At 60.1% G+C, this 24,739-nt stretch carries 25 protein-coding genes and 1 pseudogene; 8 read left to right on the forward strand and 18 right to left on the reverse strand.

The annotated features are described in order from the left end of the window. The first annotated feature begins 57 nt into the window (after positions 1–57). The 5 genes and pseudogenes from BWR59_RS07815 to BWR59_RS32565 all read left to right on the forward strand — a co-directional run. Entirely contained in the window at positions 58–1,146 is a 1,089-nt protein-coding gene (locus BWR59_RS07815) for a hypothetical protein (protein ID WP_081565064.1), read from the forward strand. A gap of 84 nt (positions 1,147–1,230) precedes the next feature. After that, a complete protein-coding gene (locus BWR59_RS07820; RefSeq protein WP_081565065.1) occupies positions 1,231–2,055 on the forward strand; it encodes a transporter substrate-binding domain-containing protein in 825 nt (274 codons plus the stop codon). Positions 2,056–2,281: 226 nt separating this feature from the next. Beyond that, positions 2,282–4,210 carry a DEAD/DEAH box helicase gene (locus tag BWR59_RS07825; protein ID WP_081565066.1) on the forward strand — a complete coding sequence of 643 codons (1,929 nt, stop codon included), beginning with the start codon at positions 2,282–2,284 and terminating at the stop codon, positions 4,208–4,210. Positions 4,211–4,416: 206 nt separating this feature from the next. Next, positions 4,417–4,740: a type II toxin-antitoxin system RelB/DinJ family antitoxin gene (locus BWR59_RS07830; protein WP_081565067.1), complete on the forward strand. Its 324-nt coding sequence runs from the start codon at positions 4,417–4,419 to the stop codon at positions 4,738–4,740. A gap of 34 nt (positions 4,741–4,774) precedes the next feature. Then, positions 4,775–5,008, forward strand: a pseudogene (locus BWR59_RS32565) (type II toxin-antitoxin system YafQ family toxin); the annotation flags it as partial. Between the two features lie 64 nt (positions 5,009–5,072). On the opposite strand, the gene BWR59_RS07840 reads toward BWR59_RS32565, so the two are convergent. The 3 genes from BWR59_RS07840 to BWR59_RS07850 all read right to left on the reverse strand — a co-directional run bounded on the left by BWR59_RS07840 (position 5,073) and on the right by BWR59_RS07850 (position 8,390). Further along, entirely contained in the window at positions 5,073–5,669 is a 597-nt protein-coding gene (locus BWR59_RS07840; RefSeq protein ID WP_081565068.1) for a YceI family protein, read from the reverse strand. Positions 5,670–5,701: 32 nt separating this feature from the next. After that, on the reverse strand, positions 5,702–6,253 hold the full coding sequence (locus BWR59_RS07845; protein ID WP_081565069.1) for a cytochrome b: 552 nt from the start codon (positions 6,251–6,253) through the stop codon (positions 5,702–5,704). 349 nt (positions 6,254–6,602) lie between these two features. Further along, positions 6,603–8,390, reverse strand: a complete 1,788-nt coding sequence (locus BWR59_RS07850; protein WP_081565070.1) for a flavin monoamine oxidase family protein — start codon at positions 8,388–8,390, stop codon at positions 6,603–6,605. A gap of 235 nt (positions 8,391–8,625) precedes the next feature. On the opposite strand from BWR59_RS07850, the gene BWR59_RS07860 reads away from it, so the two are divergent. Both BWR59_RS07860 and BWR59_RS07865 read left to right on the forward strand, forming a co-directional pair. Continuing rightward, entirely contained in the window at positions 8,626–10,032 is a 1,407-nt protein-coding gene (locus BWR59_RS07860) for an adenosylmethionine--8-amino-7-oxononanoate transaminase (RefSeq protein ID WP_081565072.1), read from the forward strand. Between the two features lie 65 nt (positions 10,033–10,097). Next, entirely contained in the window at positions 10,098–10,817 is a 720-nt protein-coding gene (locus tag BWR59_RS07865) for a 16S rRNA (uracil(1498)-N(3))-methyltransferase (protein WP_081565073.1), read from the forward strand. Between the two features lie 108 nt (positions 10,818–10,925). Here the strand turns inward: BWR59_RS07865 and hydA are convergent, their stop codons facing one another. The 8 genes from hydA to BWR59_RS07905 all read right to left on the reverse strand — a co-directional run bounded on the left by hydA (position 10,926) and on the right by BWR59_RS07905 (position 18,715). Next, a complete protein-coding gene (gene hydA / locus BWR59_RS07870; protein WP_081565074.1) occupies positions 10,926–12,365 on the reverse strand; it encodes a dihydropyrimidinase in 1,440 nt (479 codons plus the stop codon). 13 nt (positions 12,366–12,378) lie between these two features. Then, the gene (locus BWR59_RS07875) at positions 12,379–13,275 is read right to left on the reverse strand and encodes an allantoinase PuuE (RefSeq protein ID WP_081565075.1); all 897 of its coding nucleotides are present in this window, start codon (positions 13,273–13,275) and stop codon (positions 12,379–12,381) included. A 53-nt stretch (positions 13,276–13,328) separates the two neighbouring features. Continuing rightward, complete coding sequence (locus BWR59_RS07880) at positions 13,329–14,201, reverse strand: MurR/RpiR family transcriptional regulator (protein WP_081565076.1); 873 nt, start codon at positions 14,199–14,201, stop codon at positions 13,329–13,331. An 18-nt stretch (positions 14,202–14,219) separates the two neighbouring features. After that, positions 14,220–15,467, reverse strand: coding sequence for a cysteine desulfurase-like protein (locus tag BWR59_RS07885; RefSeq protein WP_081565077.1), 1,248 nt, complete (start codon positions 15,465–15,467; stop codon positions 14,220–14,222). Positions 15,468–15,489: 22 nt separating this feature from the next. Next, a complete protein-coding gene (locus tag BWR59_RS07890) occupies positions 15,490–16,224 on the reverse strand; it encodes an amino acid ABC transporter ATP-binding protein (protein WP_081565078.1) in 735 nt (244 codons plus the stop codon). Then, positions 16,221–16,898, reverse strand: a complete 678-nt coding sequence (locus BWR59_RS07895) for an amino acid ABC transporter permease (RefSeq protein ID WP_081565079.1) — start codon at positions 16,896–16,898, stop codon at positions 16,221–16,223. Before BWR59_RS07895 ends, BWR59_RS07890 begins: the two co-directional genes overlap by 4 nt. A 51-nt stretch (positions 16,899–16,949) precedes the next feature. Continuing rightward, positions 16,950–17,726 carry a transporter substrate-binding domain-containing protein gene (locus BWR59_RS07900; protein ID WP_081565080.1) on the reverse strand — a complete coding sequence of 259 codons (777 nt, stop codon included), beginning with the start codon at positions 17,724–17,726 and terminating at the stop codon, positions 16,950–16,952. Between the two features lie 371 nt (positions 17,727–18,097). After that, complete coding sequence (locus BWR59_RS07905; RefSeq protein WP_081565081.1) at positions 18,098–18,715, reverse strand: hemolysin III family protein; 618 nt, start codon at positions 18,713–18,715, stop codon at positions 18,098–18,100. Positions 18,716–18,882: 167 nt separating this feature from the next. On the opposite strand from BWR59_RS07905, the gene BWR59_RS07910 reads away from it, so the two are divergent. Further along, positions 18,883–19,803: a LysR substrate-binding domain-containing protein gene (locus BWR59_RS07910; protein ID WP_081565253.1), complete on the forward strand. Its 921-nt coding sequence runs from the start codon at positions 18,883–18,885 to the stop codon at positions 19,801–19,803. A 188-nt stretch (positions 19,804–19,991) separates the two neighbouring features. On the opposite strand, the gene madM is transcribed toward BWR59_RS07910, so the two are convergent. The 7 genes from madM to BWR59_RS07945 all read right to left on the reverse strand — a co-directional run bounded on the left by madM (position 19,992) and on the right by BWR59_RS07945 (position 24,737). After that, positions 19,992–20,756: a malonate transporter subunit MadM gene (gene madM, locus BWR59_RS07915; RefSeq protein WP_081565082.1), complete on the reverse strand. Its 765-nt coding sequence runs from the start codon at positions 20,754–20,756 to the stop codon at positions 19,992–19,994. A gap of 5 nt (positions 20,757–20,761) precedes the next feature. Continuing rightward, a complete protein-coding gene (gene madL / locus BWR59_RS07920) occupies positions 20,762–21,163 on the reverse strand; it encodes a malonate transporter subunit MadL (RefSeq protein WP_081565083.1) in 402 nt (133 codons plus the stop codon). 66 nt (positions 21,164–21,229) lie between these two features. After that, positions 21,230–22,165 (reverse strand): malonate decarboxylase subunit epsilon, encoded by a 936-nt coding sequence (gene mdcH, locus BWR59_RS07925; protein ID WP_081565084.1) that lies wholly within the window; start codon positions 22,163–22,165, stop codon positions 21,230–21,232. Continuing rightward, the gene (locus tag BWR59_RS07930) at positions 22,162–22,782 is read right to left on the reverse strand and encodes a malonate decarboxylase holo-ACP synthase (protein WP_230981976.1); all 621 of its coding nucleotides are present in this window, start codon (positions 22,780–22,782) and stop codon (positions 22,162–22,164) included. The genes mdcH and BWR59_RS07930 overlap by 4 nt, the downstream gene beginning before the upstream one ends. An 11-nt stretch (positions 22,783–22,793) precedes the next feature. Beyond that, on the reverse strand, positions 22,794–23,597 hold the full coding sequence (gene mdcE / locus BWR59_RS07935) for a biotin-independent malonate decarboxylase subunit gamma (RefSeq protein WP_081565086.1): 804 nt from the start codon (positions 23,595–23,597) through the stop codon (positions 22,794–22,796). Beyond that, on the reverse strand, positions 23,594–24,445 hold the full coding sequence (locus BWR59_RS07940; protein WP_081565087.1) for a biotin-independent malonate decarboxylase subunit beta: 852 nt from the start codon (positions 24,443–24,445) through the stop codon (positions 23,594–23,596). The genes mdcE and BWR59_RS07940 overlap by 4 nt, the downstream gene beginning before the upstream one ends. Continuing rightward, complete coding sequence (locus tag BWR59_RS07945) at positions 24,438–24,737, reverse strand: malonate decarboxylase subunit delta (protein WP_081565088.1); 300 nt, start codon at positions 24,735–24,737, stop codon at positions 24,438–24,440. Before BWR59_RS07945 ends, BWR59_RS07940 begins: the two co-directional genes overlap by 8 nt. Between the last annotated feature and the right edge of the window lie 2 nt (positions 24,738–24,739).

Genomic DNA, 24,739 nt, shown 5'->3' on the forward strand with positions numbered 1-24,739 from the left:
GCAGGCTTCCTCATCACGAGGCCTGCCAATGCCTTAACGAGACGGAATCCTACGCAGTTGACTTCATTCAGTCGGATCACTTCACGCCCACAGCTGGTCTATCTGGTCTTCGGCCCGCAGACCTATCATCAGGAAGCGGTGTTCAGCATCGCAAGCGCCCTCGCCAGATCCGATGAAACGGGCGAGCAGCCATTCGATATTCAAGTCTTCAGCGACAATCCAGAACCCTATCGGCAGTTGCCTGTACGCGTACGACCGCTGAATGACGAGATGCGGCGCGAGTGGAGCGGGCCTCATCGTTATCACTTCCGCTGCAAACATGTGGTGTTGCGCAAGATTCTGGAAGAGTCGGAAAAAGCGATCCTGATCGACACCGATACCTTCTTTCAGGCCAGCCCCATGCAGCTGTTCGAAAGGGTTCATCCCGACAACCTGCTGTGCAACGCCTTTCAGCTGCGTTATGACGACTGCAAAGAAACGGTTCTGTACACCGCGCTGGCTGAAACTCTGGCACATCGCGACCTGGCTGACGACCAGATGCGCCTGGTCAATTCCGGCGTGATCGGGCTGACCCGCAACAATGCCTCTGTGCTGGATAAATCTCTTGAGCTGATGGATGAATTCTTTCCCATCACACCCGGCGCCATCACCCTGGAGGAATTCTGCCTCGGCGTTGCCGCTTACCGCTCGGTGAAGGTCGACCAGTGCACCGACCTTGTTCATCACTACTGGAGCCGCAAGCAGTTGTTCCGGGCAAAGGTCCGCGCCTGGCTGGATAAGCATGGTCAGTCGCCTCTCAGCGTCGAAGCGCTGCGCGACACAGCGAATGTGACGACACAACTTCCGCGACCGGCAACGTGGCAGCGGCTGGTCTACAAGAGTGCAACCCTGGCCGTTCCGCAGCCGCAACGTCAGTTCGTGCGCGAAGTGCTTTATGGTTGCTGCGAGCACTCGAACGAGTTCGACCGAGCGTGCTCATCGATCTGGTGGGAAAAGGCGTTCAACAACGCCGAGCGGCGAATGAAAAAGCCTATCGCTCCCGGGCAACTGCGTGCGTGGCTGGATCATTGGGCGGTGCGACGGCTGCTGGGCAGACGACGCTCGGCCATCTATCAGCATCTGGTACAGGCCCGGACGCCGCGCTGATCCGCGAGCCAGACGCGCAGGCATTCGCTTGCGCGACTGGCACAGCCCCTTCTCATTAGCGGGTGAGCATCGTAATCTCGCCTCATGCCCCTGACTTCCCGACTGTTGTTCGCCGCCCTCCTCGCCAGCCTGAGTTTCAGTGCTTTGGGCGAAAGGCTGCGCATTGTCACCGAGCCCTGGTCCCCGTACGTGATCGCCGACGACAAGCAGGTGTCAGGACTGGACTACGAAATGACCAACATCGTCTTCAAGCGTTTGGGCATTGATGTGCAGTGGCAGTTCCTGCCCTGGAAGCGCTGCCTGATGATGCTCGAACAGGGCGATGCCGACGGTGTGCTGGATATTGTCAAGGTCGCTGAGCGTGAAGACCTGCTGCTCTACCCCAATGAGCCGCTTTCGGACGTCAACTGGGTGTTGTTTCAGGCCAACGCCAGACCGCACCCGTTCAACAGGCTTGAAGACCTGCAGGGCTTGAACATCGGTGTTTCACCCGGCTACCTGTACAGCCCGGAATTCGACAGTTCTGCACTGTTTACCCGGGAGCCTGCTCCGAGCCACGAAGCGAATTTCGGCAAGCTGGTTCGCGGCCGCATCGATCTGATGGTGACCGATCGCGTGGTCGGGCAGCGGATGCTCGATCAGCTCCAGTTAAGGGACCAAGTCAGCCAATTGCCCGAAGTGATCAGCCGTCGCGCGATGTATCTCGCGCTGCGGCGTAACGTGGGCATGGATCTGCTGGTGCAGCGTTTCGGTGCTGAATTGAAGCGCTTCAAGCGCGAACCGGCCTATGCGCAGCTGGTGGCCCACTACACGGGCGAGACGCTCCAGCTTCCGGCGACCTCTTCGAGCGATCCAACAGTGATTGGCGCTGAAAAAACCGTTGAGCAGCATGAAAGCAGCGCATTGTGATTGCTCTGTTATACTCCGGCGTTCCCGCCAGGCTTACGCCCGGATGCTCGGCCTCACAGAAGCCTTCTCGATCACGTCAGCAGCGCACTTTCCCGCGCCCGTGCCCCGAGCTGGACTTGCAGACCGCGACACCACCGGACGGAATTGAGCTCTCCAATGCCAATTTGCGGCGGGCCGATCTTCCCCCTATTCGGGCCCTTGGCCCCAACTTAAGACAGGATTACTCATGTCCTTTGCTTCCCTCGGTCTCTCCGAGGCTTTAGTCAGCGCCATCGAGGCTGCTGGCTATACCCAGCCTACTCCGGTGCAACAGCGGGCCATTCCCGCCGTGTTGCAAGGCCGCGATCTGATGGTCGCCGCTCAGACAGGTACTGGTAAAACCGGTGGTTTCGCCCTCCCGATTCTGGAGCGCCTGTTCCCCGCCGGTCACCCGGACAAATCCCAGCGTCATGGCCCGCGCCAACCGCGCGTTCTGGTCCTGACCCCCACCCGTGAACTCGCAGCCCAGGTTCACGACAGCTTCAAGGTCTACGCCAAGAACCTGAAGTTCGTCAGCGCCTGTATTTTCGGCGGTGTCGGCATGAACCCTCAGGTGCAAGCCATGGCCCGTGGCGTCGACGTACTGGTCGCCTGCCCGGGTCGCCTGCTTGACCTTGCCGGTCAAGGTAGCGTCGATCTGTCCCACGTTGAAATCCTCGTGCTCGACGAGGCTGACCGCATGCTCGACATGGGCTTCGTTCACGATGTGAAGAAAGTCCTCGCGCGCCTTCCAGCCAAGCGTCAGAACCTGCTGTTCTCGGCCACTTTCTCGGCCGACATCACCGCCTTGGCCGGCAAGCTGCTGCACAACCCGGAGCGCATCGAAGTCACGCCGCCGAACACCACGGTCGAGCGTATCGAGCAGCGCGTCTTCCGTCTGCCCGCCAACCACAAGCGTTCACTGCTGGCGCACCTGATCACTCAGGGCGCGTGGGAGCAAGTGCTGGTGTTCACCCGCACCAAACATGGCGCCAACCGTCTGGCCGAGTACCTGGACAAGCACGGCCTGAGCGCCGTGGCGATCCACGGCAACAAGAGCCAGAACGCCCGTACCAAAGCGCTGGCTGACTTCAAGGCCGGGACCGTACGCATCATGGTTGCCACCGATATCGCTGCACGGGGTCTGGACATCGACCAGTTGCCGCACGTGGTCAACTTCGAGCTGCCGAACGTCGACGAGGATTACGTTCACCGTATCGGTCGTACCGGTCGTGCTGGCCGCACCGGCGAAGCTATTTCGCTGGTCGCACCGGACGAAGAGAAGCTGCTCAAGAGCATTGAGCGCATGACCAAACAGAAGATTGCAGATGGCGATCTGATGGGCTTCGACATCAACGCCGTCGAGGCCGAGAAGCCAGAAGTTCGCGAGCGTCCGGACGTGCGCAATCCGCGCAACGCCCGCGGTCCGCGTGGCGACGGCCCAAACGGTGGCGGTGGCGGCGGTGGTCGCAAGGACAAAGGCAAGGACAAGGGCAAGGAAAAACCAGCAGCGGCAGCGGCCGCTTCAGGCGAACGTCCGGCCCGCCCGGCTCGTCAGCAGAAGCCTCGCCAAGGTACTCCGGCCGGTGAAGTACGTCAGTCGCGCCCACCGGCTCCCTCAGCCGACCGCGCTCCTGATGAGTTCTTGGACGACGACGTCGACAATTTCGGCAACCGCGCCGACTACGTCAGTCCGTATCAGGGCAAGAACCAGCAAGGCCGCAACCGTCGCCCTGGCGCGCCTGCCACAGGCTCCGCTCCGGCGCCACGTGGTCAGGCCCCTGGCCGTAGCGGCCCGCGCAGCGGTTCTGGTTCTGGTTCTGGCTCAGGCACCGGCGCGAGCACAGGCGCAGGCGCTGGCACTCCGGCCAAGCGCAGTGGCCCTCGCAATGGTTCGGGTCGTGACGGCCAGGCTCGTCGTGAAGACCAGCCGCGCAATCGCCGCCCGGCCCGTGACGATCAGCCAGCCCGTCAAGAGCCAGCCGTTCGCGGTCCTCGCGACGGCCAGCCTGCCCCGAAGATCATGCACAAGGAATCGAAGAGCGACCGCTTCCCTTCGGCCGAGTTGCTCGACCAACTGCCGAGCCGCCCACGCGGTGAGAAGCCAGCCCTGCTGACGCGCAATCGCGAAGGTTAAGCAGCGCTGACTCTGCGACAGTGAATGAAAAACGCCCCGACTGGTTCGGGGCGTTTTTGTTTGTGCGCGAACGAAGTCTCTGCACAAGTGAAACTGTCCTCCAAATCCGCCGCAATTCGCCGCTTGCCAAGTAGCAATCAAAAAGCAAATAATCGCCCCTCAACACGTAGCTACTATGTAGCTACATTTTTTGAGAGGTTATCACTATGGCCGCATTACTTAAAAACACCGACGTGCGCTGCCGCATAGATGAGGATTTGAAGGAGCGAGTGACCGCAGTGCTTAGCGCCTGCGGGTTAACCATCAGCGAAGCGATGCGCCTTTTCCTGCTGCAGGTCGTGGAAACGCAAGGGCTACCGTTTGAGGTACGTGTACCTTCGGATAAAACTGCCCGAGCCTTGGTTCAGGCGCGCGAAATCCGGAGCCGATTTGATTCGATAGACGAGTTGTTAGAGGACCTGGATGGCAAAGAAGCACCCCAAACACGCAGAAAGCAAAGCGCCAAACCCAAAACGAGCCACTCTGCCTAGACGGGTCGATTACACACCGTAATTCAAAAAGTCCTGGGATCGCTACAACAAGGCCGGTCGACACGACATGAAGGCCATGCGTGCAGTCATGGGAATGATCTGGGAAGGCCAGCCTTTATCGCCGGAGTATCTGGACCATGAGCTTAGGGGTGAGTGGGGAGGTTCCAGAGAGTGCCATGTTGGCGGGGATTTCCTTCTGATCTATCAAATGACTGACCGCGATCTGATATTCGTCGACCTCGGTACCCATGCCGAGCTATTCAGATAGAGTCACGAGTCATGACCAACAAAAACGCCGCCCAATGGGCGGCGTTCTTGTTTATCGAGCAGTCTTACTTGGCTTTGACGCCTTCGAACGAAATGTCGAAGGTTACGGTGTCCGAGGCTGGACCCAGATCCATCATCTTGCCGAAATCAGAGCGCTTGATGGTGGTGGTGCCGTTGAAGCCGGCACGGTAGCCGCCCCATGGATCCTTGCCTTCGCCGTTGAACGTTGCCTTGATGACAACCGGCTTGGTCACGCCATGCAGGGTCAGGTCGCCTGTCACGTCAGCAGTGTCCTTCCCATCGGCGTTCTTGCCGGTCGACTTGACGCTGGTGGACACGAACTTGGCGTCAGGATAGGTCGCGACGTCCAGGAAATCCTTGCTGCTGATGTGCTTGTTACGCTCAGCATGGTTGGTGTCAACGCTGGCGGTCTTGATGTCGATACTGATCTTGCTGTCTTCAGGCTTGGCAGCGTCGAAGCTGAAGGTACCGCTCCAGTCCTTGAAGGTACCGTGGATGAAGCTGTAGCCCAGGTGGCTGATACGGAAATCGATGAAGGCGTGCTGGCCTTCCTTGTCGATGGTGTAGTCCGCAGCCATTGCCTGACCGGCTGACAGCAGCGCGGTACCCAGAGCCAGTGCAGCCAGTGTCTTTTTCAACATACGTCGTCTTCCTGTTTCAGTTGAGTTGAGTGTCAGGCCTTGCGGCCAAGCATACGAATGAACGTTGCATCACGGTCGATGAAGTGATGCTTCAGGGCAGCCAGACCGTGGAGTACGGCAAAGACCACCAGGGTCCAGGCCAGATACAGGTGTACTTCGCCCGCAACGTCCGCCTGGTCGGGCAGTCCGCTGATCAGCGCAGGCACTTCAAACAGACCGAATACCGGAATTCCGACGCCTTCGGCGGTGGAGATCAGGTACCCGGCAAACATCACCAGAAACAGATCGAGGTACAGAAACGCATGGCCCAGTTTGGCGGCGATCCGTACGAAACGACTGTGATTGGCAGGTGGCGGAGGCGGTGGGCTGACAAAGCGCCAGACCACACGAATCAGCATGAACAGGAACAGGGTGATGCCGATGCTCTTGTGCAGATCGGGACCGGCCTTGCGCCAGGTGTCGTAGTAACCGAGCCCGACCATCCACAACCCCAACGCGAACAACCCGAAAACAGTCAGCGCCACGCCCCAGTGCAGAACAATACTGACCCAGCCATAACGAGAAGAAGAGTTGCGTAACTGCATGGTACGGTTCCTGTAAAAGCAGCCTGTGAAGCTGGAAGAAAGACTAGCGGTTTACCTATCGAAAGAAAGCGCAAAATTTCGCTTTGAAATATCGGGAAATACGATGGGAATTTCCCGACTTACTTTTCCGCGAGGCGGATTAACGCATTGTTACGTAACTCGATCTGTGCATAGCGGTCCGGCTTTGCCGACGGTGGCGATCTCGCGAGCATGGCCGCCGTCAAGCCGGGCTGGTACGGGCTTGTAAGCGGCCGCATTGAAAGAACACTCTAGACGCTACAGTTATTCGGCAGATGAAAAAAAAGCGCGGTATGCACACCGCGCCTTTCTCATTTCAGGGTTTCAGCAATCAGTTCTTGCTGTCCGCCGCCGGGGCTGCGGGAGTGGCAGCCTTATCGGTTGCCGGCTTGACCGGCGCTTTTTTCGCAGCGTCGGTCTTGGCCGGGGCCTTGTGGGATGCCGCCGGTTTGGCCGGAGCTTTCTTCGCAGGCTCCTTCTTGGTGGCTTCCTTCTTGGCAGGCGCCTTCTTCGCGGGCTCAACGACAGCAGGCTTGGCAGGCTCGGCCACCGGCGCAGGCGGCGCAGGCACTGGCGCGGGAGCGGGTGCAGGGGCCGGAGCAGGCTCTGGCGCTTTCTCGACCGGTTTCGATTCTGGCTTGGAACCGCCGAACATGTTCGAGAAGAAACCACCGATGCCGCCGCTTTCCTTCGCAGCCGGTTCTGGCGCTTTCGGCGGAGCGACTTTCACGGGCTCGAACGACTTGCCCGCCGCCAGATCCTGCACTTGACCCGCAGCACGTTGACCGGTACGCAGCGCGCCTTCCAGGGTGCCCGGGTACAAGGTGTCGGTGTGTTCACCGGCGAAGGTAATGCGTTGCAGAGGTTTTTCCCACAGACGCCAGTACTTGCTGATCTGTCCCGGGCCGAACGCCAGGTACGCACCGCCAGTAGAAGGATCGACGCTGGAGCGACGAATTTCATAACCGGTGAATGCCCCGCGGGCCTGTGGATAGAACGCGTGCAGACGAATCAGCACCTGATCCACCAATTGTTTGTCGCCAAACGCCTGCATGATCCGCGCGTTGTCACCCGCAAGGTTGATCACTGCGTTGGCGCCGCCCTTAAGAGCAGGCTCGATCCACAGCATCCCCAGACCGGTGTTGCTGTAGATTTCGCCAGACATGCGCGCCTTGCTGTCCCAGACCGGAGTCTTGAACTTGAGCATGATCTGGTCATGCCAGCCGTAGTTGGTGCTCTTGATCGCGCCCTGATGCTGCGCATCGAGCGCCGGGGTCAGCTGGATCTTGCTCAGCGCGCGCAGCGGCACGGCGAGGACCACATATTCTGCCTCGTAGCCGACCGACCCGACCTTGACGGTCACGCCGTCCTTGTCCTGGTTGATGGCCGAAACCGGCGAGTTGGTCTTGATCACTTTCAGCTGCTTGACGAACTCTTCGGCCAGCACCGCGCTGCCACCGGGCAGGCGAGCGGCACGACGATCACGGTCGTCGACGTTGCGGTTGACCCGCGACTGCTGAGCCAAATACAACAGCGACAGCCGCGAAGGCTCGTCATAACGTGTACGTATCTGCTGATTGATCAACTGACGAGCAGTCGGCGGCAGGGTCAGACGGTCCAGCCAGTTGGACACATTGATCTGGTCCAGGGCGAACAGCGTGCTGTTGGCGGCCGGGTTTTCCGGATCGGTGATCGATCGGGCAATGTCGTCCAGCGCCGCTTCGTAGCGTTTGATGGCGTCGGCGGTGGCCGGTTGTTTGGTCGCAAGATCGGCAGCGGAGAAGTACTCGCCTTCGATCAGATAGCCTGGAGTGCGCACGAACTCAGGCGCCGGAACCGGCTTGAGCTTGAAACGATCCAGATATTGATTGAGCACCGGCTGAGCCTTGGCATTGCCGATCCACTCGCTGCCCGCCAGGCCAGAACGGCCGCCGACAGTCGGTTTGGCTTCGAGCAGGGTCACCTGCCAGCCCTTGTTCTGAAGTTCATAAGCGGCTGTCAGGCCCGCCAGGCCGCCACCGACGACAATCGCCGTATGCGGCTTATCCACGGCAAGCGCCGAAGCGCTGACCAGCCCAACCATCACCAGCGCACAGGCGCGCAGCCAACCAGAAAGCATTCAGCGAACTCCGGAACAAAGCAGGGGGAATTGTCGGACTTTGTCGTCCGATTCTTCAAAGAGCGCGCAGGATACGCCAGCCTTGAAACGCCCGCCAGCAATGTCCGTCATGCTTATTTTCGGCGCCAGCAATGTATCGAAAAATACGCTAAAGGTTGTTCCAAAGTGGCGCATTGCATAGGCTTGCGCGATTGTTTGCCCTCGCGCCATGCGAGTCGTCACCAGGAGATTACCGATGGGCCTTAACGACCAGTGGATGCGGCGCGACCTCAAGGTCCTGTGGCACCCCTGCACCCAGATGAAAGACCACGAGAACCTGCCGCTGATCCCGATCAAGCGCGGTGAAGGCGTCTGGCTGGAGGACTTCGAAGGCAAGCGTTACCTCGACGCTGTCAGCTCCTGGTGGGTCAACGTATTCGGCCACGCCAACCCACGCATCAACCAGCGCATCAAGGATCAGGTCGACCAGCTTGAGCACGTGATCCTCGCCGGTTTCAGTCACCAGCCTGTCATCGAGCTGTCGGAACGACTGATCGCGATGACGCCCGAGGGCCTGACACGTTGTTTCTACGCCGATAACGGTTCGTCCTGCATCGAAGTCGCATTGAAAATGAGCTTTCACTACTGGCTCAATCGCGGCAAGCCGAACAAGAAACGCTACGTCACATTGACCAACAGCTATCACGGCGAGACTGTCGCGGCGATGTCGGTGGGCGATGTGCCGTTGTTTACCGAAACCTACAAAGCGCTGTTGCTGGACACCATCAAGGTTCCAAGCCCCGATTGCTACCACCGCCCGGAAGGCGTGAGTTGGGAAGAGCACACCCGGACGATGTTCGCGGTGATGGAACAAACCCTGGCCGAGAACCACGACACGGTCGCAGCAGTCATCATCGAACCGTTGATTCAGGGCGCCGGCGGGATGCGCATGTACGATCCGGTCTACCTCAAGCTGCTGCGCGAGGCGTGTGATCGTTATGGCGTGCATCTGATTCACGACGAAATTGCGGTGGGCTTCGGGCGTACCGGCACCATGTTCGCCTGCGAGCAAGCGGGGATTCGTCCGGATTTCCTGTGTCTGTCCAAGGCATTGACCGGCGGTTACCTGCCGCTCGCGGCATGCATCACCACCGATGATGTCTACGACGCTTTCTATGACGACTACCCCACCTTGCGCGCCTTCCTGCACTCGCACAGCTACACCGGCAACCCACTGGCCTGTGCGGCAGCGCTGGCGACGCTGGATATCTTCGAGCAGGACAACGTCATCGAGAACAACAAGGCGCTGGCCCAGCGGATGAAGACTGCGACGGCGCATCTGGTGGATCACCCGAACGTCGCTGAAGTACGCCAGACCGGAATGGCCCTGGCCATCGAGATGGTGCAGGACAAGGCGAGCAAGACCGCTTATCCCTGGCAGGAGCGTCGGGGCCTGAAGGTCTTCGAACATGCCTTGACCCGTGGTGCATTGCTCAGGCCGCTGGGCAGCGTGGTGTATTTCCTGCCGCCTTACGTGATCACGCCGGAGCAGATCGATTTCCTCGCCGAAGTGGCGAGCGAAGGCATCGACATCGCAACGCGCAGCAGTGTCAGCGTGGCGGTGCGGGAGAATTTCCATCCGGATTTTCGTGATCCGGGTTGATTGAAATACGCATCAGCGGTCATCGAACAACACGCAGTACCTGAAGAATTCACAGAGAAACAACCATGAGACTGTCCCGCTTTTTCATCGACGCCCCCCTGAGTACCGGTGAACACGAACTGCCAGAAGCACAGGCGCATTACATCGGTCGGGTTTTGCGCATGGCCGAAGGCGATGCCGTGCAACTGTTCGACGGTTCGGGCGCAGAGTTCCGTGCCACCCTGGTGGAAGTCGGCAAGAAGCGGGTCCGCGTTCAGATATCGGAAAGTTTTCCTGGGCTGGCCGAATCCGCCCTGCAAATCCATCTCGGCCAGGGCCTGTCCCGTGGCGAGCGCATGGACTGGGCGATCCAGAAAGCCACTGAATTGGGCGTCACGCAGATTACCCCGATCGTCAGCGAGCGCTGCGAGGTTCGACTCAAGGACGAGCGCGCCGAGAAGCGTCAGGCACATTGGCAGCAGATCGCGATCAGCGCCTGTGAGCAGTGCGGTCGCTCCGTGGTGCCGGTGGTTAATCCGCCGGTAACGCTGGCGGATTGGCTCAAGCACACCGAAGCCGATCTGAAGCTGGTGCTGCACCCGGTCGCCGAGCCATTGGTGAGCCATGAAAAGCCGAAGAGTCTGGCGTTCCTCATCGGCCCGGAAGGCGGCTTGAACGACGCCGAAGTCGATCAAGCCCAGGACGCAGGTTTCCACGCTGCGCGCCTCGGCCCACGCGTGCTTCGCACAGAGACCGCGCCGGTTGTGGCGTTGAGCATTGCGCAGCAGTTGTGGGGCGATTTCTGAAACACCTTCCTCTATAGCAGCCCGGCTTGCCAGCGGTGAGGTCCTTGAACTCGCACCGCCGGTAAGCCGGAGTGCTACAACTGCCTTTTCGCCGGCACGATAGAGCGTTTACATTTCAGGTAATTCCGACTGCCGCCGCCGCGCCTTCGCAGGTTCCGGTCGAGCGCAAGGCAGAAACTCGCCGCGCCCCGGCGTACCCAGCGCGTTACCGTCCCAGAGCTTTTCCCCTCGGGCGAAGGTCATCGCGGGCCAGGCACTCAAACGCATACCCTCATAAGGGGTGTAATCCACGTTGTGGTGCAGCAGCTCATTGCTCAGCTCCAAATCCAGGCCTTCGTCCCAGATCACCAGATCGGCGTCGGCACCAATCGCAATGCTGCCTTTTCGCGGATACAAACCATAAAGCCTCGCCGCATTGGTGGCGGTCAGCGCGACAAATTCCTGAGGGCTGATCCTCCCCTTGCGAACGCCCTCCGACCACAACAGCGCCATGCGCGTCTCAACCCCCGGAATGCCGTTGGCGACCTCGGAAAACGGTGCCGCCTCACCATGAGCGCGTTTGCCGTCGTGGCCTTCGTAGCGAAACGGCGCGTGATCCGAAGAAAACACCTCGAACGAGCCATTCTGCAGGCCGTCCCAGACGACCTGCTGGTTCCCCGCATCCCTCGGCGGCGGGCTGCAAATACACTTCGCGCCTTCAAAACTGTCGTCGCAGCCCAGTGAATCCGCCGTCAGAAACAGGTACTGCGGACAGGTTTCGCCATACACCTTCAAGCCATGGCTCTGCGCCCAGCGGATCTGCTCGATGGCCTCGCGTCCTGACACATGCACGATAAGAATCGGTACATCGACCAGCTCTGCCAGCGCAATGGCCCGATGGGTGGCTTCGCGCTCGACCAGCATCGGCCGTGACGTTGCGTGATAACGCGGCGCGCTGTGCCCGGCGGCCAATAAACGCTCGGTGAGCCAGGCAATGCAATCGCTGTTTTCAGCGTGGAGCATGACCATCGCACCTTCGGCACGCGCGACCGAAAGGGTTTCCAGAATCTCGCGGTCATTCAGCTTCAGCGCGTCGTAAGTCATGTAGATCTTGAACGAGGTGTAGCCCTCGGCGATCAACTCGGGGAGTTCACGGCGCAGTACGTCTTCGGTCGGGTCAGTCACGATCAGATGAAACGCGTAGTCGATCAGCGCTCGACCGTCTGCACGACGGTGGTAGTCCTCCACCGCCGAGCGCAGGCTTTGTCCTTTTTGCTGGCAGGCAAACGGAATCACAGTTGTCGTCCCGCCGCACGCCGCAGAGCGGGTTCCACTTTCGAAGTCATCGGCCATTACCGAGCCGTCACCGGTCGGCTGATCAAGGTGAACATGGCTGTCGACACCACCCGGCGTCACGGTCCGGCCGCGTGCGTCGACCTCATCGGCAGCGCCCTGCAGATCTTGACCGAGCGCAGCGATGCGACCCGCCCGTATGCCGATGTCACACAAGAAGCTGTCTGCGGCGGTCACCACATTGGCGTTGCGGATGATCAGGTCGAAAGCCTGCATGTCGTGCTCTCCCTCAGGCGCGGCTGAGCCAGGCCTTGGCGATTTCTTCGCGGGTGGTGAACCAAACGCCGTCGTGGGCCTGGGCGTATTCGATGAACTGCTTGATCGCCCGCACGCGTCCGGGACGCCCAACCATTCGCGGATGCAGCCCGATGGACATCATTCGCAGGCCATCGGCGGCCTCTTCGTACAAGACGTCGAAGCTTTCTCGCATGTATTCGAGGAAGTCGGACGCCTGGGAAAGCCCCGGAGAGTTCCAGTAGCGGAAGTCGTTGACGTCGCTGGTGTACGGCACGACCAGATGCTGCTTGCCTTCGACGTCGACGAAATACGGCACGTCGTCGTTGTAGGCGTCCGAGTCGTAAAGAAAGCCGCCCTCCTCGGCCACCAGCCGTCGCGTGTGCACGCTGGCGCCATAGCGGCAGTACCAACCCACCGGGCGTTTGCCACACGTACGCTCGAAGGATTCGATGGCCAGCCGAATGTGCTCGCGCTCCTCAGCTTCCGTCAGGCGAAACACCTCCTCCCAACGGTAGCCATGACTGCAGATCTCATGGCCGAGTTCGACCGCCGCTCTGGCGACATCCGGGTTCTGCTCGAAGGCCACGGCGCAGGCGTGAAAGGTGGCAGGAACGTTGGCCTTTTGCAGGATGTCGAGGATGCGCCATATGCCGACGCGGGCGCCGTATTCATACATCGATTCCATCGCCAGATTGCGCACGCCCTCGGGAAACTGATAGCTGCCCCACTCGGTCATGCTCTCCTGATCGGGGTCACCCATGGCCAGCGAGCGTTCAGAGCCTTCTTCGTAGTTGATGACGAAGTTGATCGCCAGCCGTGCACCATTGGGCCACGTGCCCTGAGGGCGCTGCCGGCCGTAGCCGACCAGATCTCGAAGAGGTAAAGCCATAGAACCAGTCTCCTGCAACGTTCAAACAGCCGGTAGAACCGCCGAACCAAGGCTCAGCAGTCGATATTTTTCAACGCATCGTGATCAGGTCCATCAAGGTTCTGCCCCTCGCGGAAGGCCAGGCCCATGGCCAGGGTTTGTGCAATGCAGAAGGCAGCCGTCAGCGAGCGGAAACCCAGCAGCTCGGCGTCGTTGACCTCGATCATCACCGACGCCTTCTGCCCCACCGGGCTGAGAATGCTGTCAGTGATCGCGACAATCGGCGTGCCGGCCGCCACCGCCTGCTGACAGGCGTCGATGGTTTCTTGCGCATACGGCGGAAAACTCACCGCCACCAGAACGTCATCACCGTGCAGCGCACCGACCTGTTCACGCAGGCTGCCGCCCAGTCCGCTGATATGGACGGCGCGTCGTCCTACACGGCTCAGTGCGTAACTCAGATAGGCAGCCATCGGAAAGGAGCGACGCATACCCACCACAAAAGTGGTTCGCGCCTGTTGCAGCAACTCGATGGCCTTTTCGATGGCGTCGACCTGCTCCCCTTCTGCCAGGTGTTCAAGCGAGACGATGTTGGCGCGGCTGAATGCCGACAGCATGGCGCCGACGTCCGTTGGATCCTCCAGCAATTGCTCGCCGCGATAGTGGCGGATGCGCTCTTTGAAACTACCCTGCCCGGCCTGCTGCAACGGCTGCTTGAACAGTCGTTGCAGGTCGCTGAACCCTCCAAAGCCCAGGGCTTGCGCCAGCCGAATGAACGCGGACGACGGAATACCCGAGATTTTCGCCAAGGCTGCAACGGTATTCAGCGCAACGTCATGGGGATGCTCATTGAGGTAGTGCGCGGCATCTCGCTGCCGAGCAGTCAGCCGATCCTGGTGTTCGACAATGGCTGAGCGCAGCTCGGCCAGGGTTTGAGGTACAGGCATAAAGTCGCTCGATAAAATTCAGGATGGGCGCAGTTCTGTGATCGCCCGGGCCAGATGTTCCACCAGACGATCCAACTCATCGACGCTGTTGTAGTGAGCGATCGACACGCGAACCACGCCGCCATGGCGGGTCAGGCCCAGTTGTTCGATCAGTCGGCGGGCGTAGAAGTCACCGAAGCGGATACCCATTCGGTGGTCGTCGACACGCCGCACGATGTCTTCGGACTGCACACCGTCCACCACAAAGCTGATCGTCGGCACGCGGTCCCCGTTGGTTGCACGCGGTTTGCCGATGATGCGCACGCCAGGGGTTTCCCGTAGAAACGCCAACAAGATTTCGGCGAGCAGGTCTTCCTGTATTTCGAATGCATCGAACGCCGCCTGCATCAGCTGACGCTGGGTGCCGGTTGCGCCGAGACGTTGCCCGATGTCGATCAGATAATCGCTGATCCCGATGCAGCCGTAGGAGAGCTCGTAGTTGAGGTTGCCCGGCTGCAGCTTGTAGGGGATGACGTCCTGGCCGATGAAAAAGTGGTTCAGGCTGGGCAGTTCCAGGAGTGCCTCGCGCTTGCCCCACAGCACCGCGAAGTGTGGGCCGAAGGTCTTGTAAAAACTGAACACGTAATAGTCAGCGCCGCTGGCCTGCACATCGACCAGACGATGGGGCGCGTAGGCCACGGCATCGACGCACAGCTTGCCGCCCACTGCATGGACCTTGCGCGCGACTTCAGCAACCGGATTGACGCTGCCGAGGATGTTCGAGGCGTGGGTCATGGCAACGTAGCGGGTTTTCTCGCTCAGCAGGCTGTCCAGATCGCGCAGTTCCAGCTCCATGCTTTGCGGGCTGACTTCCCACACGCGCAGCGTCGCGCCGCGCTCCTCACACAGGCGTACCCAAGGCCCGATATTGGCCTCGTGATCGCAATTGGTTACGACGATTTCGTCCCCTGGGCCAATCGATGGCGCAATGGCACGGCAGAGGATCTGCAGCAGGTGCGTGGTCGAGCCCCCCATTACACACTCTTCCGGATAACGGGCATTGATCAGTTGCGCCACCGATTCGCGAGCTGCCATCACCCGGGCGCCAGCATCCACCGACTCGCTGTAGGACGCTCCAAGCTGGACTGCGCTGTTGAGCAAATAATCGGTGATCCGCTCGGCGACCGGCTTGAGCACAGTCGAGCCACCTGCGTTGTCCAGATAGGCATAACCACTGCTGAGCGCAGGGAACTGGCTGCGTACGTAATCGATGTCCAAGGCATTCAAGGGTGTGCACTCCAAGGTCTGATCAGTGATGCAGGATGGCCTGCAAGAACGCGCGGGTTCTCGGCTCTTGAGGGGCCGTGAAGAAATCGTGCGGATTGTTCTGTTCGATGATTCGGCCGTTCTCCATGAAGATCACCCGGTCGGCGACCTTGCGCGCAAAGCCCATTTCATGGGTTACAACAACCATGGTCACACCGGAGCGCGCGAGGTTCTGCATGACGTCGAGCACCTCGCCGACCATCTCTGGATCAAGCGCTGACGTGGGCTCGTCGAACAGAATCACGCGCGGCTCCATGGCCATGGTGCGAGCGATGGCGACGCGCTGCTGCTGGCCGCCCGAGAGTTGGCCCGGGTATTTCGCGGCATGGGCGCCCATGCCGACTTTCTCCAGCAGCAGGCGGGCGCGTTCGTTGGCGTCACGCCGGGACATGCCCCGCACACGTACCGGTGCGAGCGCAACGTTGGCGAGCACGGTCAGGTGTGGGTACAAGTTGAAGTTCTGGAACACCATGCCGACTTCGCAGCGAATGCTCGCCAGCTTCGGGCCGGTTTCGACCCGCTGACTGGCCACGCGAATATCACCTTTCTGGTATTCCTCAAGCAGATTGATGCAGCGAATCAGCGTCGACTTGCCCGACCCGGATGGCCCGAGAATCACCACCACTTCGCCCTGATCGACCGTCAGGTTGATATCGCTCAACGCTTGAAATGGCCCGTAGAACTTGTCCACGCGTTCGATTTCGATGACGGTACTCATGCGCTTTTTCTCCCGGAGCCGTTACGGCGCTCGATCCAGCTCACCAACTGCACCAATGGCAGCAGTAACAGCAGGTACATGACCGCTGCACCGACCAGAGGCGTGGGATTGGCGGCCAGCGCCTGAGCCTGCGTGGCTTGCTTGAGCAGATCCGGCATCGCCACCACCGATGCCAATGCAGTGTCTTTCATGACGTTGATGCAGTTGCTGGTCATGGGTGGCATGACGATGCGCATCGCCTGGGGCAGGATGATGTCGCGCATGGTGTTGAAGAAGCTCATGCCCTGGGAGGCAGAGGCTTCGAACTGACCGCGAGGAATGGCTTCGATGCCGGAGCGGAAAATCTCTGCCGAGTAAGCGCATGAAACCAGCGAAAGCGCTGCGGTGGCCGCCGCGAAGGAAGAAAGCCGAATGCCCACGAATGGCAGCGCGTAGTAAATCAGGACGAGCAGGACCAGCAGCGGAATCGAGCGCAGTACATCGATGTACACGCGGGCCAGAAAGCGAATGGGGGTGTAGGCGTAGAGCCGGAGCATCGCGAGCATCAAACCGCCCACCAGGCCGAGCACGATGCTGACCACGCCCAGCATCACTGTCACGCCAAGGCCGCGCAGCATCAGCGGTAGCGCATCGACAAACACGCTCCAGTTGAAGAAAGTCTGTAACAACTCCATTGCGATTCCTTGATGACGGGCAGCGGTGGCGTGGTGGTGAGCAGTCAGGAATTACTTGAGGACATCGACCACTTTGACGGTGCTGGACTCAGGATCCGCGTCAGCGCCGAACCACTTCTTGTGCAGGCCGGCGATCACACCCTCTTTCTTCATGGCAGAAATGATGTCGTTGACCTGAGTGGCCGATTCCCAGCCCTTGGCGTGCATCAGCGAGTACTTTTCGCCGGTTGGAATACGCGCGACCACCTTGTACTGAGGCTTGTCCTTGATGTAGTAGAGGACTGCCGGGATATCGCTGATGTAGCCGTCCATCCGCCCGGAAGCGAGGTCGAGCATGGCCGGCGACAGGCCTTCGTAGCGCGAAACTTCCTTGAACTTGTACTCGGCCTGATGCGCGTTCACCCACATGTCGCCGGTTGAGCCGGTGTCGACGCCAACCACTTTGCCGTCCATGTCCTTGAGGCCGGTGATCCCCGACTTGGTCAACACCGACAGCGATTGGTCACTGTCGTAATACGGTTGGGCGAAGCCGACTGATTCGAGGCGTTTCGGGGTGATGGTGATCGAGGAAATGGCGATGTCCGCGCGCTTGGACTGCACAGCGCTGAACAGTCCGTTAAACGGAATGTTGACGAACTCGACGGTCTTGCCTGCACGCTTGGCGACTTCTTTCACCACATCGACTTCGAAACCGACAATCTCGCCTTTGGCATCCTGAAACTCCCATGGCACGTTGCCGACGTTGGCGCCTACGGTCCAGTCTGCAGCCCAGGTGGAAGCGGAAAATGCGGTTGCCACGGCCATGCCTAACAGTACTTTCACGTTCATGTCTTGCTCCCCGATTATTCAGTCAGTCCAAGAAGGCCGCCTCGCCACTTCACCAGGCGTTTCGAGGATCAGACTAGGGTTACGAATCAAATAATTCAACAAATAAAATAAATGAATTAAATGCTTCAATCGAGTGCGAACGCTTTTAGGTTTGGTGCGCGGGCCGGAGCGCTTACGCAATGGGGTTGTGCAGAAAATGAACGATCAGTTCACAGATACCCATGCACTGAAGTAGAGCATGGCTTTTGGCGACACCAGTGGGCCGTAGCCGCACAGTTTGCCGGCGGTGACGATCTTGAAACCGCCACCGCCGGCAAACCGAACGCCGCCCGGCCGGACTGCTACAGGGGGGTTGCGCGAGCTAGTTGAGGTCAGAGCACATACCACGTGATCGCCACGAAATGCAGCAGGCTCCCGGCAATCACGAACAGGTGCCAAATGCCGTGCCAGTGGCGGAATCGTTTGTCGTAGGCAAAAAAGATGATGCCTACGGTGTAAAGCACGCCGCCCAGCGCCAGCCAGGTGAAACCGGCCGTGCCCAGAGCGGCAATCAGCGGTTTGACCGCAACCAGCACGATCCAGCCCATGACCGCGTAGATCACGATGGACATCACTCGCGCCTCTGAACGCGGCTTGATCTCCTGCAACATGCCAATCACCGCCAGCCCCCAGACGATCCCGAACAGCGTCCAGCCCCACGGCCCGCGCAATGTCACCAGACAAAAAGGCGTGTAGCTGCCTGCGATCAACAGATAGATCGATAGGTGATCGACCTTCTGCATGATGACTTTCGCCCGGCCACGCACGCTGTGATAAACCGTCGATGCGCTGTACAGCAACACTAGCGCCACGCCATACACCGCCACACTGACTATTTTCCATACATCACCGGTCAGGCTTGCGATCACCAACAGCCAGACCGCACCGATTGACGCCAACACCGCACCCACCAGATGGGTCCAGGCGTTGAATTTTTCTCCGTAGTACATCCGCTAAAAACCTCTCTCAGTTGCACTGACAAACGACAAGGCTCCAGCTTATGACGTGAAAGCGCAATGCATGTGTCAGCCTCGATGAGAATTTCATGCAGCCAGCGACCGATGAGTTGGGCACAATCGGGCATTCGAACAATAAGAAGCCGGTCCGGGACGACACGATGCAGATCGACGAAGAGCTGACTCTCAAGAAGCTGGAAATCTTCCTGGCGTTCATGCGCACCGGCAATCTTGCGCGCGCGGCGGCGGAATTGCAGACCAGCACCGTCAGCGTTCACCGGGCGATTCACTCGCTGGAGAGCGCCCTGCGCTGCCCCTTGTTCAAACATGAGGGGCGCAACCTCACGCCGATGGAAAGCGCCTATGTGCTCGAAGAGCGCGCACAGAAGCTGGTGCAGGATGTGTTGAGCACTGTCGAGCAGACCCGCGCCGCTGCCGGATTCTCAGCTGCACGCTTCAAACTCGGGGCGCTGTATTCACTGACGGTCAAGACCGTGCCGCAGCTGATCATGGGCCTGAAGATCCGCCGCAGCGAGCTGAACATCGATCTGATACTGGGCTCGAACATCGACCTGTTCTACAAGCTCAAGAACATGGAAGTCGACGCGATCCTGGTGTCGCTCAACGAGAGCGTCAACGACCCGGACTGCGAGCAGCTGCCACTGTTTTCCGATGACATTTTCCTCGCCACACCCGCCGACTCGCCCTTCGCTCAACAGAGTGAGGTGGACCTGAGCGATCTGCGCGAGGCGACGTTCATCACCCTGACCCAAGGCTTCGCCACCCATCGCGACGGTGCGAGGGTGTTTCAACAGGCGGGGTTCGAACCGAAAGTGGCGATGCAGGTGAACGACATCTTTACGCTACTGAGCATGGTCAGCTCGGGGGTGGGCTATGCATTGCTGCCGGGGCGGATTGCGGCGGTTTACGAGAACCGCGTGCGCCTGATACCGCTGCAGGCGCGTTACCGCATGCAGCAGCATATCGGGCTGGTGTTCCTCAAGGCCCGGGAGCGCGATCCGAACCTGCTGGCGTTGTTGGCGGAGTGCCGGATGTATTCGAATCGGTTGGAGCAGCGATAGCCCTCACAGCCACTCAATGACTGGTGGGAGACGCCGGAGGTGACGACGGCAGCGAACGCGGAGTGTCAGCGACACATCCCTCAACTGATCCACCGCTGTCGCTGCCGTCGTGACCTCCGGCGTCTCCCACAGGTGTATTGGTCATCCAGAACACCTATGGCGCAAGCGTAAAACGTGGCAAAAAAGCCTCAACCCAGTATCCCGCGCACCATCAGGAACAACAGCGACGGCCCCAGCAGACAACCCAGCGCGGTGTAGAACGCCGCCGTCAGGCAACCATAAGGCACAAGCTTCGGATCGGTAGCCGCCAGGCCGCCCGCCACACCGCTGGAAGTCCCCATCAACCCCCCGAAGATCACCGCGCTGCGAGGATTATTCAGGCCGATCATCGGTGCCACGAACGGCGTGACGACCATCACCAGGATGGCCTTGATCAGTCCGGCCGCGATCGAAAGCGCCATTACCTCAGAGCTGGCGCCAATGGCTGCACCGGTGACAGGTCCAACGATGTAGGTCACTGCCCCGGCGCCAATGGTGGTCAGACTGACCGCGTCGGTATAACCAAAAGACAGCGCCACGCCGACACCCGCGACAAACGAAGTCCCGACACCGACGAACAACGAGAAAACACCCACGAAACCCGCGCGCTTGAGCTCATTCACGCTGACGCCGAAGCCGGTGGCGATAATCGCGAAGTCTCGCAACATGGCGCCGCCCAGCAGACCGATGCCGGACAGCAGCGGCAGGTCGACAATGCCTTTCTGGCCACCGGTGACTGCGCCGCCCACATAAGCGAGCGCCAGGCCCAGGATGATAGCGATGGCCGAGCCGTGCAGCCGACCCTTGGTGAATGTGTTGGAAATCCAGTACGACACCCACATGGTGATGCCGATGACCGCGAAACCGCTGACCAGACCGTAGCCGTTGATGGCCTTCAAAATGGCGTCATACATGCTGATTACCCCACAGTCTTGGTGGAAGAAACGGCGATATCGGCTTCAGGCTTTTTTTGACCGATACGGGTCAGCACAGGCACCAACAGGAAGGCGATGACCACGGCCAGGGTTCCGGCGATGATCGCCATCGGCCCGCCCTTCAACGCACCATAGACATTTTGCTGCGCGGCCATGGCGACCACGATGGGGATGTAGATTGCGCTCCAGAACTCCACGCCCTGAGCGGTCTTGCTGTCCAGATAACCACGCTTGCTCAGCCAGCTACCGAAACCGATGAGCAGCAGCATGGCAATACCCACGCCACCGACGTTGGCCGGCACGCCTATCAACTTGCCAAGGTATTCGCCCACTGAAATGCCCACCAGTGTGCAGAACGCTAAAAACGCAACACCATAAATAATCATTGTTTTTGCCCTCAATTTGCATCGTCGAAGTTGTTGTTTTTGTGTTCCTTCGAAAGCAGCAGTCGGTTATGGGTGGCGGCGTTCCTCCTCTCGCGACAGCGCGCTCAGCGTATCCAGCCTCGCGCCCTGGAAGGCGACTGCGGATCCTTGTTCGAAAATTTTGCGCGCCAGGCCCGTGAGCACGGTGCCGGGCGGCAATTCGATCTGCAGGCGTGCTCCGCGCTCGTAGGCGGTTTGCACGGTGCTGCGCCAGTCGATGACTCGGCACATGTTGAACGCCAGGTCGTCACGCAATTTGTCGGCGTTGAATATCGGCCGGGCGGTACTGCCGCTCAGATACTTGAGCGTCGGAACATGGACAGAAACATCTGCCAGCGCCTGGGCCAGTGTCTGCGCGGGCTCGTTCAACAGCTCGCAATGAGAAGGCACGCTTACCGCCAGCCGCTTGGCCGCTGCAGCGCCCTGTGCCTTGGCTAATGCGGCAACGTCGGTCATCGCATGGTCACTGCCGGCAATGACGAACTGGGTGTCGGCATTGATGTTCGCCAGATAAACCGGCGTGTCCTTGCTGTGAATTTTTTCCACGAGACCTTCGACCGTGGACTGATCCAGACCGATCAGCGCCGTCATGCCATAGCCTTTGGGATAAGCGTTCTGCATCAACTCGCCACGCAAGGCGACCAATCGAACGGCATCGGAAAAACTCAACGCCCCGGCCATCACTGCCGCGGGATAAGCGCCAATCGACAGCCCCGCCACGTAGTCCGGCGTGTTGCCTTGAGCCATAAGTAGCCGGGAGCAGGCGACTCCGGCAATCAACAAACACAACTGAACCGCGCGGGTCGATTGCAGTGCGGCGGGGGTGTCCAGATCAAGTACGTTTTCATTCAGCGCATCGTTTGCTTCACTCAGGCATTCGCCAATCAGTGGATCGTTCGGCAACGTGTGCAACATGCCCGACTGTTGCGCGCCTTGGCCGGGGAATACCCAAAAGCTGCTCATGCCGCGCACTCTTGTGACGACCACGGGTTCGTCACCAGGCGCGCCGCGTCATTGGCCTTGAGCAACACCTGACGCGCCGAACCCGCCCACTCGCGCAGTGCCACGGCACCTGCAGGTGTCTGCAGCTGCAGATCAATGCGACACGCCGCACCATCCAGCGCTTCGACCAGTTCAGCGGCCTGCTGGCGACTGAAGATGTCAGGTGCACGCAGGATCAGGTCCAGATCGCTGTCCTGATGCAATACCGGAACGCCGCTGGCCAGTTCGAATCCGACACTGCCCGCCACGCCCCACGGCAAACCCAATGCGTCCATCATCGGACGAATCTGCGTCAAGGCATGCAAAGCAGGCCAATCCGCAGCCGTCTCCTCAACAGCGCCCACGAGCTCCTCGGGGCCAACCCGGTGAGCGATAGAGCTCAGCTTCATCACCGTGGCGTAACGCTGATCCCGCGAGCGACCGCGCACGCCGACGGCTACGAAACCTTCTGCTACCCGCGCCCGGCGTACCACCACCGGATGCCCAAGGGCGAGCACTTCCACCACCCACGCCGGAGCGTCGGCAGGCAAGGCGGCCACAGACATACCCCACAACAGATCATGGGGTTGAGCAGGCATGAAAGCGTTCATTACCACTGTGCTCGCAACAGTTCGCGGACTTTGGACGACGCCGCACGATTCGGCGCACCGAGGCGTGAACTCAAGTCGCTGCCGCTGGCTTGAGTGTCCTTGATCGCCGCCATCAGGCACTCCTGAACTGAGGTAATGTCCCCGGCGGACGGCTGTTCGATCTGGCTGACCGACAGTGTTTCCCAGAGCAAACCAAGGCCTGCGTAGCTGTCGATGTCGTACGCCATGGGCGGGATGCTGGCAGCGAGTTTTTCCAGTTCTTCGACGCTGCGCAGCGTCACGCGGGCCGCCGAAGCCTTGCCCATCGCGTGCACCATCACCCCAGGATCACGCAGAGCGATCAAGCGGTTGGCCTGATAGCCGTGAGCCAGAAATGCACCGGACATGGCCTTGCCAACCAGCAGACCGATCACCGGATGCCCCGCCAGACGCGCGCGTGCATAAGCATCCACCGCACCCGCCAGCGCCTGGTGAATGCCCAGCGCCTCCTCGCGACGACCGTAAGCCTGACTCGGCACGTCGATGATTGCGATCAAAGCCCGCTTGTTTTCGCTCTGGCGATCCAGTTCGATGGCAGCGTCGACAGCGTGTGCCAGCCCCCAGCCTTCGAGCAGGCCGACTTCTCCATTCTGTGCACGGGGGAAACGGTTATCCGGATCAGCGACGACGGCGAGAAAGCGCGCAGGCTGATCGCCGAGTTTTCCGTCAGCGGCCTTCACTGAGGTTGGCAGGCCGTTTACTTCGACAGAGTTCGCGGCCAGTGCGTTGAACCACTGCAAACCACGGGTCGAGTAACCAGTCATGACTGTTCTCCTTGATACAGGCTGCGCACGGCGGCGGGGTCGATCTGAATACTGGTGTCCACTTCCGCCAGGCGCTTCAGGAACAGCGCGTACTGGCTACTGCGTTCCTGCGCCGGCTTGCCCTTGTGCAACAGGTCCTCCACTTGTTGCTGGATGGCCGCGATGTCATCGGCAACGTAGGCGTCTACCAGAGCGCTGGCAAAACGTTGCTCGCCGCCGGTGATGCTCCAGATGAACGGCCGGTCGCGGGAGTCGTATTCTTCGATGCCCGCTTCCTGCTCGATCACTTGCGGGCCGTTCAAGCCAAGCCGCGCTTCCTGAGTCACCACCAGATAACTGCACAGTCCGGCCGCGATGGACATGCCGCCGAAACACCCGACGCTCCCCGCCACCACGCCGATCACCGGCTGATAACGACGCAGATCGACAATGGCCGCATGAATCTCGGCGATGGCCGCCAACCCGAGGTTGGCCTCCTGCAAACGCACTCCACCGGTTTCCAGCAGCAGAACCGCCGCAGTGGGGATGCCCTTGCGGTTGTCCTCAGCAGCGAGCTCCAGTGCGCCGGCCATTTTTGCGCCGCCCACTTCACCCATGCTGCCGCCCTGAAAGTTGCCTTCGATGGCGCATACCACGACGGGTTTGCCACCAATAGATCCTTTGGCAATCACTACACCGTCATCGGCTTGGGGTACGACGCCCTGCTTTGGCAGCCAGGGAGACGTCATTCGCGCAAAGGGGTCGATCAGCTCGCGCATGCTGCCTTCATCGAGCAGGGCACGCGCGCGTTGACGAGCGCCGAGTTCGACGAAGCTGTGCTGTTTCAACAAACGGGCGCTGTCAGTCATGACCAATCTCCTCGAAGCCTTGCTCCAGACGCAGGCGAACCACACCTGGTGTGGCACCGAAATCATGAATGTCGATGCTCATCGCGGGTGGCGTCTGGCCGTCGAACATGCGCTCGAACAGATGCTGCCAGCGCGCCGAACTGCCATTGACCGACGTCACGACCTGAATGGTCAGCTTGCCCGGTAGGCCGGGTTCCAGCATGACTTCAAGGTCGCCGGAGCCGACACAACCCACCAGCGCACGCCCCAATGGGGGCTGACCGGCAGGGAATTCAAAAGACAGGGTTTCCATGA

This window comes from Pseudomonas sp. Bc-h (genome assembly GCF_002080045.1).
GTDB lineage: Bacteria > Pseudomonadota > Gammaproteobacteria > Pseudomonadales > Pseudomonadaceae > Aquipseudomonas.

What these genes read in the sequence shown, in the direction of transcription:
- BWR59_RS07865 (WP_081565073.1), top strand. Translation starts at nt 10,098, where the DNA reads ATGAGACTGTCCCGCTTTTTCATCGACGCCCCCCTGAGTACCGGTGAA.
- BWR59_RS07860 (WP_081565072.1), top strand. Translation starts at nt 8,626, where the DNA reads ATGGGCCTTAACGACCAGTGGATGCGGCGCGACCTCAAGGTCCTGTGG.
- BWR59_RS07890 (WP_081565078.1), bottom strand. Translation starts at nt 16,224, where the DNA reads ATGAGTACCGTCATCGAAATCGAACGCGTGGACAAGTTCTACGGGCCA.
- BWR59_RS07880 (WP_081565076.1), bottom strand. Translation starts at nt 14,201, where the DNA reads ATGCCTGTACCTCAAACCCTGGCCGAGCTGCGCTCAGCCATTGTCGAA.
- BWR59_RS07905 (WP_081565081.1), bottom strand. Translation starts at nt 18,715, where the DNA reads ATGTACTACGGAGAAAAATTCAACGCCTGGACCCATCTGGTGGGTGCG.
- BWR59_RS07900 (WP_081565080.1), bottom strand. Translation starts at nt 17,726, where the DNA reads ATGAACGTGAAAGTACTGTTAGGCATGGCCGTGGCAACCGCATTTTCC.
- BWR59_RS07825 (WP_081565066.1), top strand. Translation starts at nt 2,282, where the DNA reads ATGTCCTTTGCTTCCCTCGGTCTCTCCGAGGCTTTAGTCAGCGCCATC.
- BWR59_RS07910 (WP_081565253.1), top strand. Translation starts at nt 18,883, where the DNA reads ATGCAGATCGACGAAGAGCTGACTCTCAAGAAGCTGGAAATCTTCCTG.
- hydA (WP_081565074.1), bottom strand. Translation starts at nt 12,365, where the DNA reads ATGCAGGCTTTCGACCTGATCATCCGCAACGCCAATGTGGTGACCGCC.
- madM (WP_081565082.1), bottom strand. Translation starts at nt 20,756, where the DNA reads ATGTATGACGCCATTTTGAAGGCCATCAACGGCTACGGTCTGGTCAGC.
- mdcE (WP_081565086.1), bottom strand. Translation starts at nt 23,597, where the DNA reads ATGACTGGTTACTCGACCCGTGGTTTGCAGTGGTTCAACGCACTGGCC.
- BWR59_RS07845 (WP_081565069.1), bottom strand. Translation starts at nt 6,253, where the DNA reads ATGCAGTTACGCAACTCTTCTTCTCGTTATGGCTGGGTCAGTATTGTT.
- BWR59_RS07840 (WP_081565068.1), bottom strand. Translation starts at nt 5,669, where the DNA reads ATGTTGAAAAAGACACTGGCTGCACTGGCTCTGGGTACCGCGCTGCTG.
- mdcH (WP_081565084.1), bottom strand. Translation starts at nt 22,165, where the DNA reads ATGAGCAGCTTTTGGGTATTCCCCGGCCAAGGCGCGCAACAGTCGGGC.
- BWR59_RS07940 (WP_081565087.1), bottom strand. Translation starts at nt 24,445, where the DNA reads ATGACTGACAGCGCCCGTTTGTTGAAACAGCACAGCTTCGTCGAACTC.
- madL (WP_081565083.1), bottom strand. Translation starts at nt 21,163, where the DNA reads ATGATTATTTATGGTGTTGCGTTTTTAGCGTTCTGCACACTGGTGGGC.
- BWR59_RS07930 (WP_230981976.1), bottom strand. Translation starts at nt 22,782, where the DNA reads ATGCCTGCTCAACCCCATGATCTGTTGTGGGGTATGTCTGTGGCCGCC.
- BWR59_RS07850 (WP_081565070.1), bottom strand. Translation starts at nt 8,390, where the DNA reads ATGCTTTCTGGTTGGCTGCGCGCCTGTGCGCTGGTGATGGTTGGGCTG.
- BWR59_RS07875 (WP_081565075.1), bottom strand. Translation starts at nt 13,275, where the DNA reads ATGGCTTTACCTCTTCGAGATCTGGTCGGCTACGGCCGGCAGCGCCCT.
- BWR59_RS07895 (WP_081565079.1), bottom strand. Translation starts at nt 16,898, where the DNA reads ATGGAGTTGTTACAGACTTTCTTCAACTGGAGCGTGTTTGTCGATGCG.
- BWR59_RS07830 (WP_081565067.1), top strand. Translation starts at nt 4,417, where the DNA reads ATGGCCGCATTACTTAAAAACACCGACGTGCGCTGCCGCATAGATGAG.
- BWR59_RS07820 (WP_081565065.1), top strand. Translation starts at nt 1,231, where the DNA reads ATGCCCCTGACTTCCCGACTGTTGTTCGCCGCCCTCCTCGCCAGCCTG.
- BWR59_RS07945 (WP_081565088.1), bottom strand. Translation starts at nt 24,737, where the DNA reads ATGGAAACCCTGTCTTTTGAATTCCCTGCCGGTCAGCCCCCATTGGGG.